This is a genomic window from Brevundimonas halotolerans (assembly GCF_003730275.1).
Classification (GTDB): Bacteria; Pseudomonadota; Alphaproteobacteria; order Caulobacterales; family Caulobacteraceae; genus Brevundimonas; species Brevundimonas halotolerans.
The window spans coordinates 247,251-262,016 of sequence record NZ_QTTA01000010.1 but is presented as its reverse complement, the minus strand read 5'-3'; the positions used below and the strand labels follow the sequence as shown (position 1 = coordinate 262,016).

The window sequence follows — 14,766 nt, the reverse complement described above, 5'->3', positions numbered from 1 at the left end:
CTTGGCCGTCCACACCCTGACCCGAGTTCTGCCCTATGCGCCGGACCAGCTGGCCGCGCTGGTCGCTGACGTGCGTGCCTATCCGGACTTTGTGCCCTGGGTCACCTCCATGCGCGTCTGGAACGCGCGTGAGGAAGCCCCCGGTGTCAGCCTGCTGGATGCCGAGGCGGGTGTCGGTTTCGCCTTTCTGAAAGAGCGGTTCTCCACCTGGGTCCGGCATGACGTCAATCAGTCGAAGGTCGAGGTCGGGCTGATCCGGGGGCCGTTCAAACATCTGAAGAACCGCTGGGCCTTCTTCCAGCATCCTGAGGGCGCGCGGCTGGAGTTCATGATCGACTTCGCCTTCCGGTCGCCGATCCTCGACGCCATGCTGAAGGCCAACTTCGACCGCGCGGTCGAATCCCTGATCCGCCGGTTCGAGGCTGAGGCCGCGCGGCGCTACGGGGCGTCATGACCTTCGACTTCGACGCCACGGTCGTGGGGGCAGGGGCCGTGGGTCTGGCCTGCGGTCGGGCGCTGTCGAAGCGCGGTCTGACGGTTCTGGTGCTCGACAAAGAAGGCCACATCGGCCAGGGCGTGTCCTCGCGCAATTCCGAGGTCATCCACGGCGGCCTCTACTATCCGACCGGATCGCTGAAGGCGCGCGCCTGCGTCGAGGGGCGGCGCCGGCTCTATGCCTTTCTGGAGAGCCGCAAGGTCGATCACTGGAAATGCGGCAAGCTGGTCGTGGCCACCGATGAGACCGAGGTCGCCCGCATCGAAGCCATTTTCCGGCAAGCGACCACCAATGGCGTCGAGGGGCTGGAACATCTCACAGGCGCCGAGGCCCGGGCGCTCGAGCCCGCCCTCAATGCCCATGCTGCCATCCTGTCGCCCGAGAGCGGGGTGTTCGACAGCCACGGCTATATGCTGGCGCTGCAGGGCGAGATCGAGGACGCAGGCGGGTCGGTCGTCATCTCGGCACCGCTCGAGGGGGCCGAGCCGCTTTCCGGTGGCGGCTTCTCGATCCGGGTCGGCGGTGAGGGAGCCATGACGGTCACCAGCCGCCTTCTGGTCACCGCACCCGGACTGTCAGCCCAGGCCGTCGCCCGGTCGATCGAGGGCTATCCCGCCGACGAGATTCCCGCAGGCCATTTCGGCAAGGGCGTCTATTTCCGCCTGACCGGTCCGGCCCCTTTCAACCGCCTGATCTATCCGCCGCCCATCGCAGGGGCCTTGGGCACCCATTACCGCAAGGATCTGGGTGGGCAGGGGGTGTTCGGTCCGGACCTCGCCTTCGTCGAGACCGAGGACTACGCCGTCGATCCGGACAAGCGCGACGTGTTTGCTCATTACATCCGTCGCTTCTGGCCCGGTGTTGAGGCCGAACGTCTGGTCCCGGACTATGCCGGGATCCGGCCCAAACTGCATGGGGCCGGCGAGGATCAGCCTGACTTCCAGCTCCATGGGTCCGAGGTCCATGGCCTCGACGGTCTGATGGCCCTGTTCGGCATCGAGAGCCCCGGCCTGACCAGCTCGCTCGCCCTCGGCGAAATCGTCGCGGATCGGCTGGATGTCTGAGTTCCGCCCTGCCACACCCGACGACCTTGAGGCGCTGGACGCTCTGGTGCACGCCGCCTATCGCGGCGACAGCGCCCGTCGCGGCTGGACCCATGAGGCCGACCTTCTGGACGGCAGCCGCATCGACCGTGACTCCCTTCGCTCTGCCATCACCACGACCGGTCAGGTCGTGCTGGTCGCCACGGATGGCGCGGCCCTGACCGGCTGCGTCCACGTCACCGATCGCGGCGCGGAGCTGGCCTACCTCGGTATGCTGACCGTGGATCCCGCGCTGCAAGACAGGGGGCTGGGCCGTCGTCTGATTGCCGCAGCTGAAGCGCACGCGTTCCGGCATTTCCACACCCGCCGGATGGAGATGACCGTCATCGTCCACCGGCACGAACTGATCGAATGGTATCAGCGGCGCGGCTACCGCCTGACGAGCGAGACTCGCCCGTTTCCCGCGACCGACCCCCGGTTTGGTTTACCGAAACGCGACGACCTGGCCTTCACCGTGCTTGAAAAGCCGCTGGACCGGATCGTTACGGACCGGCTGGTGCTGCGACCGGCCCGACCCGACGACCTCGACGCCCTGCACGCCGTCTTCACCCGGCCCGAGGCCATGACATGGTGGTCGTCACCGCCGCATGAGACCCTCGACCAGACCCGTGCCTGGTTGGACAGCATGATAGCCCATCAGCACTCCGGCCTCGACTTCCTGATCGAACGCGACGGTCAGGTGATCGGCAAGGCCGGTTTCTTTGCTGCGCCGGACATCGGCTACATCCTGCACCCCGACCACTGGCGGCTGGGGCTGGCCCGTGAGGCTGTGGTCGCCGTCCTGGCTCGTCTGTTCGCCCTGACCGACCACGCGGAGGCCACGGCCGACGTCGATCCCGACAATGCCGCATCGATTCGCCTGCTGGAAAGTCTTGGATTTCGCCGCACTGGCTTTGCCGAGCGGACCTGGAATGTCGGGGGCGAGTGGAAGAACAGCTATTTCTACGCCGTTTCGCGCGAGGAATGGCGGTGGCGCACAGACGCTTGAACTCCGGCGCGGGTTGAGGCATAAGCCGCCCTCCGCTGGCGGCTCTTCTGGGCCGCCGCAATTGTTTTCGCGCCCCAACGGGTGCCTCTAACCGAGATTGAGACGGAAATGGCCGTTCCGAAGCGCAAAGTATCCCCCTCGCGTCGCAATATGCGCCGCGCCCACGACTCGCTGGGCTCCAACCCGCACGTCGAGGACAAGGACACCGGTGAGCTGCGCCGCTCGCACCACATCGACCTGAAGACCGGCACCTATCGTGGCCGCCAGGTCCTGACGCCCAAGGAAGACTAGGTCCGTCGCTTCGGCGACACCTGACTGTCTGCACATTTCAGCGCCGTCCGGGGCACCCGGGCGGCGTTTTGTGCGTTACGCTGCCGACGAGGGGGAGTCATCACATGTCACACCACCTGAAGCAGTTGCTCGGCGCCGCCGGTATGATCGCCTTGCTGGCAGCCTGCAGCCCTGAAACCGAGACCCCGACCGACCCTGTGCCGCCGCCTGCGGCCACGGATCCCACGGCTGCTGCGACGACGGGCGTCACTCTGACCGGAGAGGGCTGGGAGTCCCTGCGGATCGGCATGACCCGCGCCGAGATCGTCGAGGCCTTGGGCGAAGACGCCAACCCCAATGCCGTCGGTGGCCCCGACCCCGAAAGCTGCGATCAGTTCCGTCCGGAGCGCGCACCCGAATCTATGCTGCTGATGGTTCAGAGCGATCGCCTGACCCGTATTTCGCTGACCGATCCGTCTGAAATCATGACGGACAAGGGGCTCCGCGTCGGCGACACGGCCGAACGCGTCAAAGCCGCCTATGGGGATCGGGCGATTGTCACCCCGCACAAATATCAGGATGCGCCCGCCGAATATGTCACCGTCTGGACCCGCGCTGGCGGCGAGGGCTATGTCGAGGACGAGAACGCCCGCGGTATCGTCTATGAGATCGGATCTGACGGGACGGTCATGGCCATCCACGCGGGCGGCCCCTCGATCCAGTACGTCGAAGGGTGTCTCTGATCGCGTCCGCCTGATTGGCGTTTGGCCGGGGCTGCGCTACACCCGCGCGACCTGATAATTCGCAGCCCCCGAGCCGAGCCCCATGACCGACATCGCCGACATCACCGCCCGCCAGATTCTGGACAGCCGGGGCAATCCCACGGTCGAGGTCGATGTGACGCTGGAAGATGGCGCTTTCGGGCGTGCGGCTGTACCGTCGGGAGCCTCCACCGGCGCCCATGAAGCGGTCGAGCTGCGCGACGGCGACAAGTCGCTGTGGGGCGGCAAGGGCGTGATGAAGGCGGTCGATGCCGTCAACGGCGAGATCTTCGACGCCCTCAGCGGTCTGGATGCCGAAGACCAGCGCCGCATCGACGAAACCCTGATCGGCCTGGACGGCACCGCCAACAAGAGCCGTCTGGGCGCCAACGCCATCCTCGGCGTCAGCCTGGCCAGCGCCAAGGCCAGCGCCATGTCGGCGGGCCTGCCGCTGCACCGCTATGTCGGGGGCGTGACCGCCCGCATCCTGCCGACGCCCATGATGAACATCATCAACGGCGGCGCCCATGCCGATAATCCGATCGACATTCAGGAATTCATGATCCTGCCCACCGGGGCCGAGAGCTTCTCGGAAGCCCTGCGTATGGGCGCGGAAATCTTCCACGCGCTCAAGAAGGCGCTGAAGGATGCGGGCCACAACACCAACGTCGGCGATGAGGGCGGCTTTGCCCCGAACCTGGCCTCGGCCGAGGCCGCGCTGGAGTTCATCACAAAGGCGGGGCAGGCGGCCGGCTATCTGGCGGGCGAGGACTTCCACCTGGGTCTCGATGTGGCGTCGACCGAATTCTACAAGGACGGCAAGTACCGCCTTGAAGGCGAAGGCAAGACGCTCGAATCGGATGGCATGGTCGCCTATCTGGCCGACCTGTGTGAGCGCTTCCCGATTGTCTCGATCGAGGACGGCTGCGCCGAGGATGATTTCGACGGCTGGAAACTGCTGACCGACCGTCTGGGCGACAAGATCCAGCTGGTCGGCGACGATCTCTTCGTGACCAATCCCGTGCGTCTGGCCGCCGGCATCGGCGAGGGTCTGGCCAACTCAATCCTGATCAAGGTCAATCAGATCGGCACGCTTTCCGAGACTCTGGATGCGGTCGATATGGCCCACCGCGCGGGCTACACCGCCGTGATGAGCCACCGTTCGGGCGAGACCGAAGACTCGATCATCGCCGATCTGGCGGTCGCCACCAACTGCGGACAGATCAAGACCGGATCGCTGGCCCGCTCGGACCGCACGGCCAAATACAATCAGCTGCTGCGCATCGAGGAGATGCTGGGCGACCAAGGCCTCTATTTCGGCGACGGCATGCTGCTGAAATAGGCCATAACAACGCCCTTCAGGCGCTGAAATCTTACGGCCAAGCTACGGTTCGTTAGGCATTTTCGTGCAGGCATCGAGAACCATAGTTCACGCTCAGAAGGAGCGTTCTCAGTGCCTGAATGGATGAAGCCCTACGTCCTGTCTGCCTTGCTTGTCTTGAGCGTCCTCTATCTGGGGGTGCAGGCCCTGACGGGGCAGTACGGCCTGTTGACCGGTGATGAACGCGCCGCGACCCTGGCCAAACGCGAAGCCACCTACCTGCGGCTGACCGAGGAGCGCCAGGACCTGGAACTCCGCGTTCGCTATCTCCAGACCGACCACCTGTCGCGCGACCTGCTGGAAGAGCGTGCGCGGGTGCTGCTGGGCTATGCCGACCCGGCAGACCATGTGATCCGGGTCAGCCTCGCGACACCCGTGGCCACACAGGCCGCCCCCAGCCTCTAAACTAATGTTACAGCCCGGACGGGCCGCTTTGCGTTTTCGGAACGAAGGCTGCTAAAGCCGCTTTCGTAATGACAGGCGCGCGCATGGGCGACGGGCCGCAACGCCGGGAGGCCCGGATGGCGAAAGCCGCCGCACAGAAATCCACGTCCGCCAAACGGTCCAACGGCCCCGCCGCGACCAAGGAAGACCTGCTGCGTTACTACCGCGAGATGGTGCTGATCCGCCGGTTCGAGGAGCGCGCGGGCCAGCTTTACGGCATGGGCCTGATCGGCGGCTTCTGTCACCTGTACATCGGCCAGGAAGCCGTGGCCGTGGGCGTCCAGGAAAGCGTCAAACAGGGCCACGACAAGATCATCACCGGTTACCGCGACCACGGCCACATGCTGTGCGCCGGCATGGACCCGAAAGAGGTCATGGCCGAGCTGACCGGCCGCATCGGCGGCTCGTCCAAGGGCAAGGGCGGCTCGATGCACATGTTCGACGTGCCGACCGGCTTCTATGGCGGCCACGGCATCGTCGGCGCCCAAGTGGCGCTCGGCACCGGTCTGGCCTTTGCCGGACGCTATCGCGGTGATGACTCGGTCGCCTTCGTCTATTTCGGTGACGGCGCGGCCAACCAGGGCCAGGTCTACGAAAGCTTCAACATGGCCCAGCTATGGAAGCTGCCGGCCATCTACATCATCGAGAACAACCAGTACGCCATGGGCACGAGCATCGAGCGGTCGTCCTCGACGACCCAGCTCAGCGAGCGCGGCGCCAGCTTCGGCATTCCGGGCGAACAGGTCGACGGCATGGACGTCATCGCCGTGCGCGACGCCGTGGCCAAGGCGGTCAAGCGCGCCCGCGAAGGCGGCGGCCCCTTCATCCTCGAGATGAAGACCTATCGCTATCGCGGCCACTCCATGAGCGATCCGGCCAAATACCGGGCCAAGGAAGAGGTCGACGAAATGAAGACCACTCGCGACCCGATCGAGCATGTGAAAAAACTGTTGGCCGAGGCCAAGGCCACCGAGGACGAGATCAAGGCCATCGACGCCGAGATCAAGGGTATCGTCGCCGAGGCTGTCCAGTTCGCCCAGGAAAGTCCCGAACCGGACCCCTCCGAGCTCTATACTGACGTCTACGTGGAGGTTTAGGTGTTAGATCGCCTGTTCTCGGTGCTGCCGAAGTCCGCCCAACGGTCGCTGACGGCTTGGGCGTATGGTGTTGAACCCAAGTCAAACGACCTCGACGACATGCGCAATTTCGACGCGCAGGGACCATTCGCATATATCGGCGGCGAGCTGGTTCATCGTGATCGAGGCTACGCCAGCTTCCTGGTGGAAATTGGTGATCGATCGGCAAGGTGGGGAGTGACCATTGACGCTATCCGCCTGGCAGACCCTCAGTGGAAGGATCTGTTCACGTCGTTGGTAGCGCTGAGAAATGACGCGTTGGAGGCTGGTCGCAGACTCCTGGAGCAACACGCATTTGAGAAGGACGGCAGCTTGCTGATCCGTGATCTGAAGGTTCAAGCATGACCGACATTCTGATGCCGGCGCTGTCCCCCACGATGGAAGAGGGTACGCTGACCAAATGGCACATCAAGGCGGGGGACACGGTCTCCGCCGGGGATGTGATCGCCGAGATCGAGACCGACAAGGCAACCATGGAGGTCGAGGCCGTCGATGAAGGCGAAGTGCTTGAAATCCTCGTGGCCGAGGGCTCCGAGGGCGTGAAGGTCAATACGCCCATCGCCCGTCTGGCCGGTGAGGATGGCGCCGCCGCCCCTGCGCCCGAAGCTCCCAAGGCCCATGCCAAAGCCGAGGAGGCGCCTGAGTCTGAAGGCGCCCCTGCCGATGCGCCGGTCAAGCCGAAAACCGAGCTGAAAGATCCGGAAATCCCGGCCGATGCCAAGCTGGTCAAGACGACCATCCGCGACGCCCTGCGCGACGCCATGGCCGAGGAAATGCGCCGCGACGAGAGTGTCTTTCTGATCGGCGAGGAGGTCGCCCAGTATCAGGGCGCCTACAAGGTCAGCCGCGAATTGCTGCAGGAGTTCGGCGACAAGCGCGTCGTCGACACCCCGATCACCGAGCACGGCTTTGCCGGTCTGGGCGTGGGCGCGGCCATGGCGGGGCTGAAGCCGATCGTCGAGTTCATGACCTTCAACTTCGCCATGCAGGCCATCGACCACATCATCAACTCGGCGGCCAAGACCCTCTATATGTCGGGCGGCCAGATCCGCGCGCCCATCGTGTTCCGCGGGCCCAACGGCGCCGCCAGCCGCGTCGGGGCCCAGCACAGCCAGGACTATTCCGCCTGGTACGCCCAGGTGCCCGGCCTGAAGGTCATCGCCCCCTATGATGCGGCCGATGCCAAGGGCCTGCTGAAGGCGGCTATCCGCGATCCGAATCCGGTCGTCTTCCTCGAGCACGAGATGATGTACGGCATCGAGTTCGACGTTCCGGAGGTCGACGACTACGTTCTGCCGATCGGCAAGGCCAAGGTCCGCCGCGAAGGCACCGATGTCACCATCACCGCACACAGCCGTATGGTCGGCTTTGCCCTGCAGGCCGCTGAAAAGCTGGCCGAAGAAGGCATCGACTGCGAAGTCATCGACCTGCGCACCCTGCGCCCGCTGGACCACGAAACCATCGTCGAGAGCGTGAAGAAGACCAACCGGCTGGTCTCGGCCGAGGAAGGCTGGGGGCCCATGGGCGTCGGCGCCGAGGTCGTGGCCCGGGTGATCGAGCACGCCTTTGACTATCTGGACGCCCCGCCACTGCGCGTGCATCAGGAAGATGTGCCGCTGCCCTATGCCGCCAATCTGGAGGCCCTGTCGCTTCCGGGCGTCGACAAGATCATCAAGGCTGTGAAGGCGGTGACCGCATGACCCAGGAACCGTCCGAATACCAGCTGACGACGCCGGAAAGCGTCGCGTCCGACCCCAATGCCATCGAGCTGACCCGCATGTGGTGGTCGAAGGGCGAGCCGGTCATGTCGATCAAGCCGGCCTTCAGCGACCCGCGCCAGTACGGCCACATGCTGGCGCTCGCGGCCAAGCACATGGCCCACGGCTATGCGGTGCGTCACGGCCACGATGAGCGCAAGGCCTATAACGCCATCCTCGAAGGCTTCTCGGAAGTCCTGAAGCGCAACGACGTCCAGACCCTCGTCGAGAAGGAGTGAGCGCCGCATGACCGACATTCTGATGCCCGCCCTGTCCCCGACGATGGAAGAGGGCGTTCTGGCCAAATGGCACGTCAAGGTCGGCGACACCGTCTCGGCCGGAGACGTCATCGCCGAGATCGAGACCGACAAGGCGACCATGGAGGTCGAAGCGGTCGATGAGGGCGAAGTGCTTGAAATCCTGGTCGAGGCCGGGACCGAAGGCGTGAAGGTCAACACCCCCATCGCCCGTCTGGCCGGCGACGACGCCGCGCCCGCGCCGAAAAAGCCCGAGACCGCAAAGGAAGACGCCAAGGCTGGGCCGAAGCCTGAACCTGCGGCAGAAAAGGCGGAGGCCACCAAGGCGCCGCCCGCACCGGCCAAGGACGGTGAGCGCATCTTCGCCTCGCCGCTGGCGCGTCGTCTCGCCAAGGACGCCGGTCTGGATCTGAAGACCCTCAAGGGCACCGGCCCGCACGGCCGTATCGTCAAGGCGGACGTCGAATCCGCCGGCAAGGGCGGCACGGCCAAGAGCGCCACTGCCGCCGCCACCGCCGGCGAACCCCGCAAGGTTCAGTCGCTGGCCCAGATGGGCATCCCGGACGGCAGCTATGACCTCATCCCGCTGGACGGCATGCGCAAGGCCATCGCCCGCCGCCTGACCGACAGCTTCCGCGATGTGCCGCACTTCCCGCTGACCATCGATTGCGAGATCGACGGCCTGCTGGCCGCTCGCGCCCAGGTCAACGCCCTGCTGGAACCGCAGGGTATCAAGGTCTCGGTCAACGACTTCATCATGAAGGCGGTGGCCATGGCCCTGAAGGCCGTGCCGGAAGCCAATGCCAGCTATTCGCCCGAAGGCATCGCCATGCACCATCATGCCGATGTCGCCATGGCGGTGGCGATCGACGGCGGCCTGATCACGCCGATCATTCGTGCGGCCGAGACCAAGTCGCTGGCCGAAATCGCCACCGAGTCCAAGGACCTGGCCAAGCGCGCGCGCGACCGCAAGCTGAAGCCCGAGGAGTTCCAGGGCGGCACCTTCTCGGTCTCGAACCTCGGCATGTTCGGCATCAAGTCCTTCGCCTCGATCCTCAACGAGCCGCAAGGTGCGATCATGAGTGTCGGGGCAGGGGAGAAGCGCCCCGTCGTGCGCGGCGACAGCCTGGCGGTCGCCACCGTCATGACCGTCACCCTGACCTGCGATCACCGCGTGGTTGACGGGGCCATCGGCGCCCGCTTCCTGCAGGCCTTCAAGCCGATGATCGAAAACCCCGTGACGATGCTGGCGTAAGGACGACACTGTGGCTGACACCTTCGATCTCATCGTCATCGGCTCGGGCCCGGGCGGCTATGTGGCGGCCATTCGCGCAAGCCAGCTGGGCCAGAAGGTCGCCATCGTCGAGCGCGAGAACCTGGGCGGCATCTGCCTGAACTGGGGCTGTATCCCGACCAAGGCGCTGCTCAAGTCGGGCGAAAAGTACGAGAGCCTGAGCCACCTCAAGGACTATGGCCTCAGCGCCGACAAGGTCGGGTTCGACTTCGACGCCATCATCCAGCGGTCGCGGAACGTCGCGAAACAGCTGAACAGCGGCGTCGGCTTCCTGATGAAAAAGAACAAGATCGAGGTCATCGAGGGCACGGCAAAGCTGGAAAAGGGCAAGACGGCGCCGAAGGTCGTGATCGATCTCAAGGCCGGCGGTAGCCGCACGGTCGAAACGAAAGCCGTTATCCTGGCCGTCGGGGCCCGGGCCAAGGCCATTCCCCAGATCGGGCTGGAAGCCGACGGTGACCGCATCTGGGCCTATCGTGAGGCCATGGCGCCGAAATTCATGCCCAAATCCATCGTCGTGATCGGTTCGGGCGCCATCGGCATCGAGTTCGGCAGCTTCTATCGGGCGCTCGGCGCCGAGGTCACGGTCGTCGAGGCCATCGACCGCATCATGCCGGTCGAGGACATCGAGGTATCCAAGGCTGCGCAAAAGGCGTTCGAAAAGCGCGGCATGAAGTTTCGCACCGGCTGCACGGTCAATTCGGTGAAAAAATCGACCAAGGGAGTCGCCGTTTCGATCAAATCGGCCAAAGGGGACGAAACGCTCGAGGCCGAGGTCTGCATCTCGGCGGTCGGCATCACAGCCAACACCGACGGCATCGGGCTGGAGGCGCTGGGCGTCAACATGGACCGGGGCCACATCACCATCGACGGTCATTGCCAGACCAATGTGAAGGGCCTCTACGCCATCGGCGACTGCGCCGGCGCCCCCTGGCTGGCGCACAAGGCCTCGCACGAAGGCATCCACGCCGCTGAGCATATCGCCGGGTTCAAAACCCCGAACGTCCATTCCCCCATCGCCGGCTGCACCTATGCCCAGCCCCAGGTCGCCTCGGTCGGCGTGACGGAGCAGGGTGCCAAGGAGGCGGGCCGCGAGGTCAAGATCGGCCGCTTCCCCTTCAAGGTGAACGGCAAGGCCATCGCCTCGGGCGAGACCGAGGGCTTCGTCAAGACCATCTTCGACGCGAAGACCGGCGCCCTGATCGGGGCCCATATGATCGGCGCAGAGGTGACCGAGATGATCCAGGGCTATGTCACCGCCATCACGCTTGAGGCGACCGAGGAAGACATCCACGGCATCATCTATCCGCACCCGACCCTGTCCGAAGCCATGCACGAGGCCGCGCTGGACGCCTACGGCCGGGTGATCCACATCTAGGACCGGCGCCACCCGCCTCTAACATGAGCGATTTGTAAGGTTGGGGCAGGGGTCTTTGTCCTTGCGCGCCCGACCGTTGCGGACCTAGTCTGCCCCGCGTCTGAAACGGGTAAGGGTTCGCGTCTTGTTGCACTATCTGGGCATTGCCCTGGCCGGTCTGATTATCGGCCAGGACCCGGTCGTTCAGGACCCGGCAGCAGCCCCGATCGTCAACCCGGGCGCGCCCGGCGCGGCTTCGCGCCAGATCACGGCTGCCGAGGCCGTCGACCTCAGCCGCACCACCTACACCGACGAAGACGTGCGCTTCATGCAGCACATGATCGTCCACCACGGTCAGGCCGTGGAGATGGTCGAACTGCTGCAGACCCGGGCCAGTTCGCCCGCCGTTCGGGCCATCGGCCGCCGCATCGCCCTCAGCCAGGAAGCCGAGATCGACCTGATGCAGAACTGGCTGCTGTCGCGTGGCCTGCCGCTGGAAGCCGCAGACCTGCACGCCGGTCACGGGCCCACAGCGCCGGCCTCACCGTCCCATGATGCGCACGCGGGGCACGACGCCCACGCCGGCCATGGCGATCACGGCGCGGCCCCGGTCGATCCCGACACCGTCCCGATCATGCCGGGCATGCTGTCGCCCGCCCAGATGCGCGCCCTTGCCGCAGCCGAAGGCCCCGAGTTCGATCGCCTGTTCCTTGAAGGCATGATCCAGCACCATAAGGGTGCCCTCGACATGGTCGACGAGCTGCTGTCCTATTCCGACTCCGGCAATGACCCGATGCTCTCGGACTTCGCCTCATCCGTCGTGGCCGACCAGTCGGCCGAAATCCTGCGTATGCAATCCCTTCTGTCTGAACTCTGACCCTGAGGAGCGGCCATGTTTGTTCGCAAAGCCCTGTATTCATCCGTCGCCGCCATGGCCGTCCTGCTCGGGGCCAGCGTCGCCTCGGCCCAGGTCCAGACCATTCCGTCCGACGAACGCACCGAGCTCGCACCGGGCATCTATGACGCAGCCGAGGCCAGCTCGGGCCTCGCGCTGGAGCACACGCTGGCCCCGCCTCCCGGCTTCTTCGATCCGGACGCCATCTTCGCGCCGCCGACCACGCGGGAAGAGGCCGCAGCTTACCGCGCCAACCCGCCGCGCTACAGCCCTCTGGCCCTGGCCAACAGCGACATGGCCGTGTCGGACGGCAAGCTGTTCGTCGGTAACTTCAACGGCTTCAACATCTATGACATCAGCGGGGGAGGGGAGCCTCAACTGCTGACCTCGGTCGTCTGCCCGGGCGGGCAGGGCGATGTGTCGGTTCACGGCAATCTGCTGTTCATGTCGGTCGAGCAGAACAACGGCCGGATCGATTGCGGCGCATCGGGTGCCGACGGCGCTGTGAACCCTGAGCGCTTCCGCGGTGTGCGGATCTTCGACATCAGCAACATCAGGGCCCCGCAGCAGGTCGCGGCCGTCCAGACCTGCCGCGGATCGCACACCCATACCCTGGTGCCGAACCCGGCCGACTCGAACATTCTCTATGTCTACAACTCGGCCACCTCGGGCGTCCGCCGCAGCGACGAACTGTCGATCTGTTCGGACGGCGAGCCCGGTACCAACCCCGACACGGCCCTGTATTCCATCGACGTGATCGAAGTGCCGCTGGATCGCCCGCAGGACGCCGCCATTGTTAACCGCCCGCGCATCTTCGAGGATCGCGAGACGGGCGCCGTGGCCGGTCTCTGGATGGGCGGTCGCGCCGGTGTCGCCAGCCAGGCCACGGCCCGCACCAACCATTGCCACGACATCACGGTCTTCCCGGAAATCGGCCAGGCCGCCGGCGCCTGCTCGGGCAACGGCATCCTGCTGGATATCTCGGACCCGAAGAACCCGACGCGCATCTCGGAAATCTTCGACGCTGACATGGCCTACTGGCACTCGGCGACCTTCGACAACACCGGCTCCAAGGTCGTCTTCACGGATGAGTGGGGCGGCGGCACCTCGCCGCGCTGCACGGCCGATGCGCCCGGCAACTGGGGTGCCAACCTGGTCGCCACCATCACCAATGGCGAGCTGCGCGGCCGCGCCTTCCACAAGCTGCCGTCGGTCCAGGGCGCCAACGAAAACTGCGTGGCCCATAACGGCAACATCATCCCGGTGCCCGGTCGCGACCTGATGGTCCAGGCTTGGTACCAAGGCGGTATCTCCATCATGGACTTCACCGATCCGATGAACCCGATGGAAATCGCCTATTTCGACCGTGGCCCGCTGGGCGAGCGGCTGATGATCGGCGGTTCGTGGTCGGCTTACTGGTTTAACGGTCGCATCTACTCCAGCGAGATCGCCCGCGGGCTCGACGTTCTGCGTCTGGTCCCGTCGGATCAGCTGTCGGCCGCTGAAATCGCCGCTGCCGAGGCCGTCATGGAAGACGAGATCAACCCGCAGACCCAGACCCGTGTCAGCTGGGCCAATACCCCGGACGTCGCCGGGGCCTATCTCGCCCAGCTGCGTCGTGCCGATGCGATCGAGGCCGATCTTGCTCAGCAGATTGACTCCGTGATTGAGGGATGGCGTGCAGGAGAGATCGATCCGATCGCCGCTGCCGCTGCGGTCGCGTCGCTCGCAGTCACGGCCGAGACCCAGGGCGTTACGCCTCTGGCGGCCCGCCGCATGAAGGCTCTCGCCGAGGTGCTGGCCAGCGCCGCCAGCTGACGCTGATCTGACAAAAGGGGAGCCCGCCGGTGCGATTCCGGCGGGTGATTCCCGATATCGAAATGTCGCCTAAGATATATTATGCGAAATTTATGAGGCTGCTCAGCGGTATTCCGGGTTGGGATGGTCGAACCGCTCGCCCTTGTCCCAGAGGGTCTTCTGGTTGCCGTGGGCCGGAATACCGCCCGCGTCCTTCAGCATCCGCGCCATATGCATCAGGTTCCAGGCCATGAAGGTCGTGTTGCGCTGGGTGAACTCATTGTCCAGCCCGACCGTGCCGTCGTCGCCATAGGATGGCCCGGGGCCCGCTTCGCCGATCCACCCCGCATCCGCCTGCGGCGGGATCACATATCCAAGATGTTGCAAGGAATACAGCACGTTCATGCCGACATGTTTGATGCCGTCTTCATTGCCCGTGACGATGCAGCCACCGACCCGTCCGTAATAGGCATATTGTCCCTTGTCGTTCAGCTTGCCGGAATAGCCGTACAACCGCTCGATCACCCGGGTGCAGATCGACGACTTGTCGCCCAGCCAGATCGGTGTTCCGACCACCAGGATGTCGGCGTCCATCACCTGGTTCTGCGCAGTCGGCCAGCCGTCGCTCTCGAACCCGTGTTCCGTCATGTCGGGTTGCACGCCCGGCGGCATATCCAGATCGGCGCAGCGGATCGTCATCGTCGAGACGCCATTGGCCTTCATGATGGCGATGGCCACGTCCATCAGGGCCTGGGTATGCGAGGGCTCGCTGGACCGCTTCAGGCTGCAGTTCAGGAACAGGGCCTTGAGGTCATCATATCGGGCCACGC

16 protein-coding genes are annotated in these 14,766 nt (G+C 65.1%); 15 read left to right on the top strand and 1 reads right to left on the bottom strand.

Features of this window, described 5'->3' with window-relative positions; genetic code table 11:
- Nucleotide 1: 1 nt before the first annotated feature.
- The 15 genes from EG854_RS04735 (at nt 2) to EG854_RS04665 (ending at nt 13,957) form a co-directional block, all read left to right on the top strand.
- On the top strand, nt 2-454 hold the full coding sequence (locus EG854_RS04735; protein ID WP_123286565.1) for a type II toxin-antitoxin system RatA family toxin: 453 nt from the start codon (nt 2-4) through the stop codon (nt 452-454).
- Entirely contained in the window at nt 451-1,560 is a 1,110-nt protein-coding gene (locus EG854_RS04730) for an NAD(P)/FAD-dependent oxidoreductase (RefSeq protein ID WP_123286564.1), read from the top strand. The genes EG854_RS04735 and EG854_RS04730 overlap by 4 nt, the downstream gene beginning before the upstream one ends.
- Nucleotides 1,553-2,587 carry a GNAT family N-acetyltransferase gene (locus EG854_RS13405; RefSeq protein WP_123286563.1) on the top strand — a complete coding sequence of 345 codons (1,035 nt, stop codon included), beginning with the start codon at nt 1,553-1,555 and terminating at the stop codon, nt 2,585-2,587. Before EG854_RS04730 ends, EG854_RS13405 begins: the two co-directional genes overlap by 8 nt.
- Nucleotides 2,588-2,695: 108 nt before the next feature.
- Nucleotides 2,696-2,878 (top strand): 50S ribosomal protein L32, encoded by a 183-nt coding sequence (gene rpmF / locus EG854_RS04720; protein WP_123286562.1) that lies wholly within the window; start codon nt 2,696-2,698, stop codon nt 2,876-2,878.
- Between the two features lie 104 nt (nt 2,879-2,982).
- Nucleotides 2,983-3,600, top strand: a complete 618-nt coding sequence (locus tag EG854_RS04715; protein ID WP_164461849.1) for a hypothetical protein — start codon at nt 2,983-2,985, stop codon at nt 3,598-3,600.
- A gap of 82 nt (nt 3,601-3,682) precedes the next feature.
- Nucleotides 3,683-4,960: a phosphopyruvate hydratase gene (gene eno, locus EG854_RS04710; RefSeq protein WP_123286560.1), complete on the top strand. Its 1,278-nt coding sequence runs from the start codon at nt 3,683-3,685 to the stop codon at nt 4,958-4,960.
- A 111-nt stretch (nt 4,961-5,071) separates the two neighbouring features.
- The gene (locus tag EG854_RS04705; protein ID WP_241153128.1) at nt 5,072-5,404 is read left to right on the top strand and encodes an FtsB family cell division protein; all 333 of its coding nucleotides are present in this window, start codon (nt 5,072-5,074) and stop codon (nt 5,402-5,404) included.
- A gap of 116 nt (nt 5,405-5,520) precedes the next feature.
- Complete coding sequence (gene pdhA, locus EG854_RS04700; RefSeq protein ID WP_123286870.1) at nt 5,521-6,540, top strand: pyruvate dehydrogenase (acetyl-transferring) E1 component subunit alpha; 1,020 nt, start codon at nt 5,521-5,523, stop codon at nt 6,538-6,540.
- Nucleotides 6,541-6,924: a hypothetical protein gene (locus tag EG854_RS04695; RefSeq protein ID WP_123286558.1), complete on the top strand. Its 384-nt coding sequence runs from the start codon at nt 6,541-6,543 to the stop codon at nt 6,922-6,924.
- On the top strand, nt 6,921-8,279 hold the full coding sequence (locus tag EG854_RS04690; RefSeq protein WP_123286557.1) for a pyruvate dehydrogenase complex E1 component subunit beta: 1,359 nt from the start codon (nt 6,921-6,923) through the stop codon (nt 8,277-8,279). Before EG854_RS04695 ends, EG854_RS04690 begins: the two co-directional genes overlap by 4 nt.
- Nucleotides 8,276-8,575 carry a DUF5076 domain-containing protein gene (locus EG854_RS04685; RefSeq protein ID WP_123286556.1) on the top strand — a complete coding sequence of 100 codons (300 nt, stop codon included), beginning with the start codon at nt 8,276-8,278 and terminating at the stop codon, nt 8,573-8,575. The genes EG854_RS04690 and EG854_RS04685 overlap by 4 nt, the downstream gene beginning before the upstream one ends.
- Before the next feature lie 7 nt (nt 8,576-8,582).
- Nucleotides 8,583-9,848 carry a pyruvate dehydrogenase complex dihydrolipoamide acetyltransferase gene (locus EG854_RS04680; protein WP_123286555.1) on the top strand — a complete coding sequence of 422 codons (1,266 nt, stop codon included), beginning with the start codon at nt 8,583-8,585 and terminating at the stop codon, nt 9,846-9,848.
- Nucleotides 9,849-9,858: 10 nt separating this feature from the next.
- Nucleotides 9,859-11,265 carry a dihydrolipoyl dehydrogenase gene (gene lpdA, locus EG854_RS04675; protein ID WP_123286554.1) on the top strand — a complete coding sequence of 469 codons (1,407 nt, stop codon included), beginning with the start codon at nt 9,859-9,861 and terminating at the stop codon, nt 11,263-11,265.
- A 124-nt stretch (nt 11,266-11,389) separates the two neighbouring features.
- Nucleotides 11,390-12,121 carry a DUF305 domain-containing protein gene (locus EG854_RS04670; protein WP_164461847.1) on the top strand — a complete coding sequence of 244 codons (732 nt, stop codon included), beginning with the start codon at nt 11,390-11,392 and terminating at the stop codon, nt 12,119-12,121.
- A gap of 15 nt (nt 12,122-12,136) precedes the next feature.
- On the top strand, nt 12,137-13,957 hold the full coding sequence (locus tag EG854_RS04665; protein ID WP_123286552.1) for an LVIVD repeat-containing protein: 1,821 nt from the start codon (nt 12,137-12,139) through the stop codon (nt 13,955-13,957).
- Nucleotides 13,958-14,059: 102 nt separating this feature from the next.
- On the opposite strand, the gene EG854_RS04660 is transcribed toward EG854_RS04665, so the two are convergent.
- Nucleotides 14,060-14,764, bottom strand: coding sequence for a flavodoxin family protein (locus EG854_RS04660; protein ID WP_123286551.1), 705 nt, complete (start codon nt 14,762-14,764; stop codon nt 14,060-14,062).
- Nucleotides 14,765-14,766: the final 2 nt, after the last annotated feature.

Bases quoted from the DNA above. Each gene is read 5' to 3' on its own strand.
- EG854_RS04730 (WP_123286564.1), top strand. From the start codon at position 451: ATGACCTTCGACTTCGACGCCACGGTCGTGGGGGCAGGGGCCGTGGGT.
- EG854_RS13405 (WP_123286563.1), top strand. From the start codon at position 1,553: ATGTCTGAGTTCCGCCCTGCCACACCCGACGACCTTGAGGCGCTGGAC.
- rpmF (WP_123286562.1), top strand. From the start codon at position 2,696: ATGGCCGTTCCGAAGCGCAAAGTATCCCCCTCGCGTCGCAATATGCGC.
- EG854_RS04715 (WP_164461849.1), top strand. From the start codon at position 2,983: ATGTCACACCACCTGAAGCAGTTGCTCGGCGCCGCCGGTATGATCGCC.
- eno (WP_123286560.1), top strand. From the start codon at position 3,683: ATGACCGACATCGCCGACATCACCGCCCGCCAGATTCTGGACAGCCGG.
- pdhA (WP_123286870.1), top strand. From the start codon at position 5,521: ATGGCGAAAGCCGCCGCACAGAAATCCACGTCCGCCAAACGGTCCAAC.
- EG854_RS04690 (WP_123286557.1), top strand. From the start codon at position 6,921: ATGACCGACATTCTGATGCCGGCGCTGTCCCCCACGATGGAAGAGGGT.
- EG854_RS04685 (WP_123286556.1), top strand. From the start codon at position 8,276: ATGACCCAGGAACCGTCCGAATACCAGCTGACGACGCCGGAAAGCGTC.
- EG854_RS04680 (WP_123286555.1), top strand. From the start codon at position 8,583: ATGACCGACATTCTGATGCCCGCCCTGTCCCCGACGATGGAAGAGGGC.
- EG854_RS04665 (WP_123286552.1), top strand. From the start codon at position 12,137: ATGTTTGTTCGCAAAGCCCTGTATTCATCCGTCGCCGCCATGGCCGTC.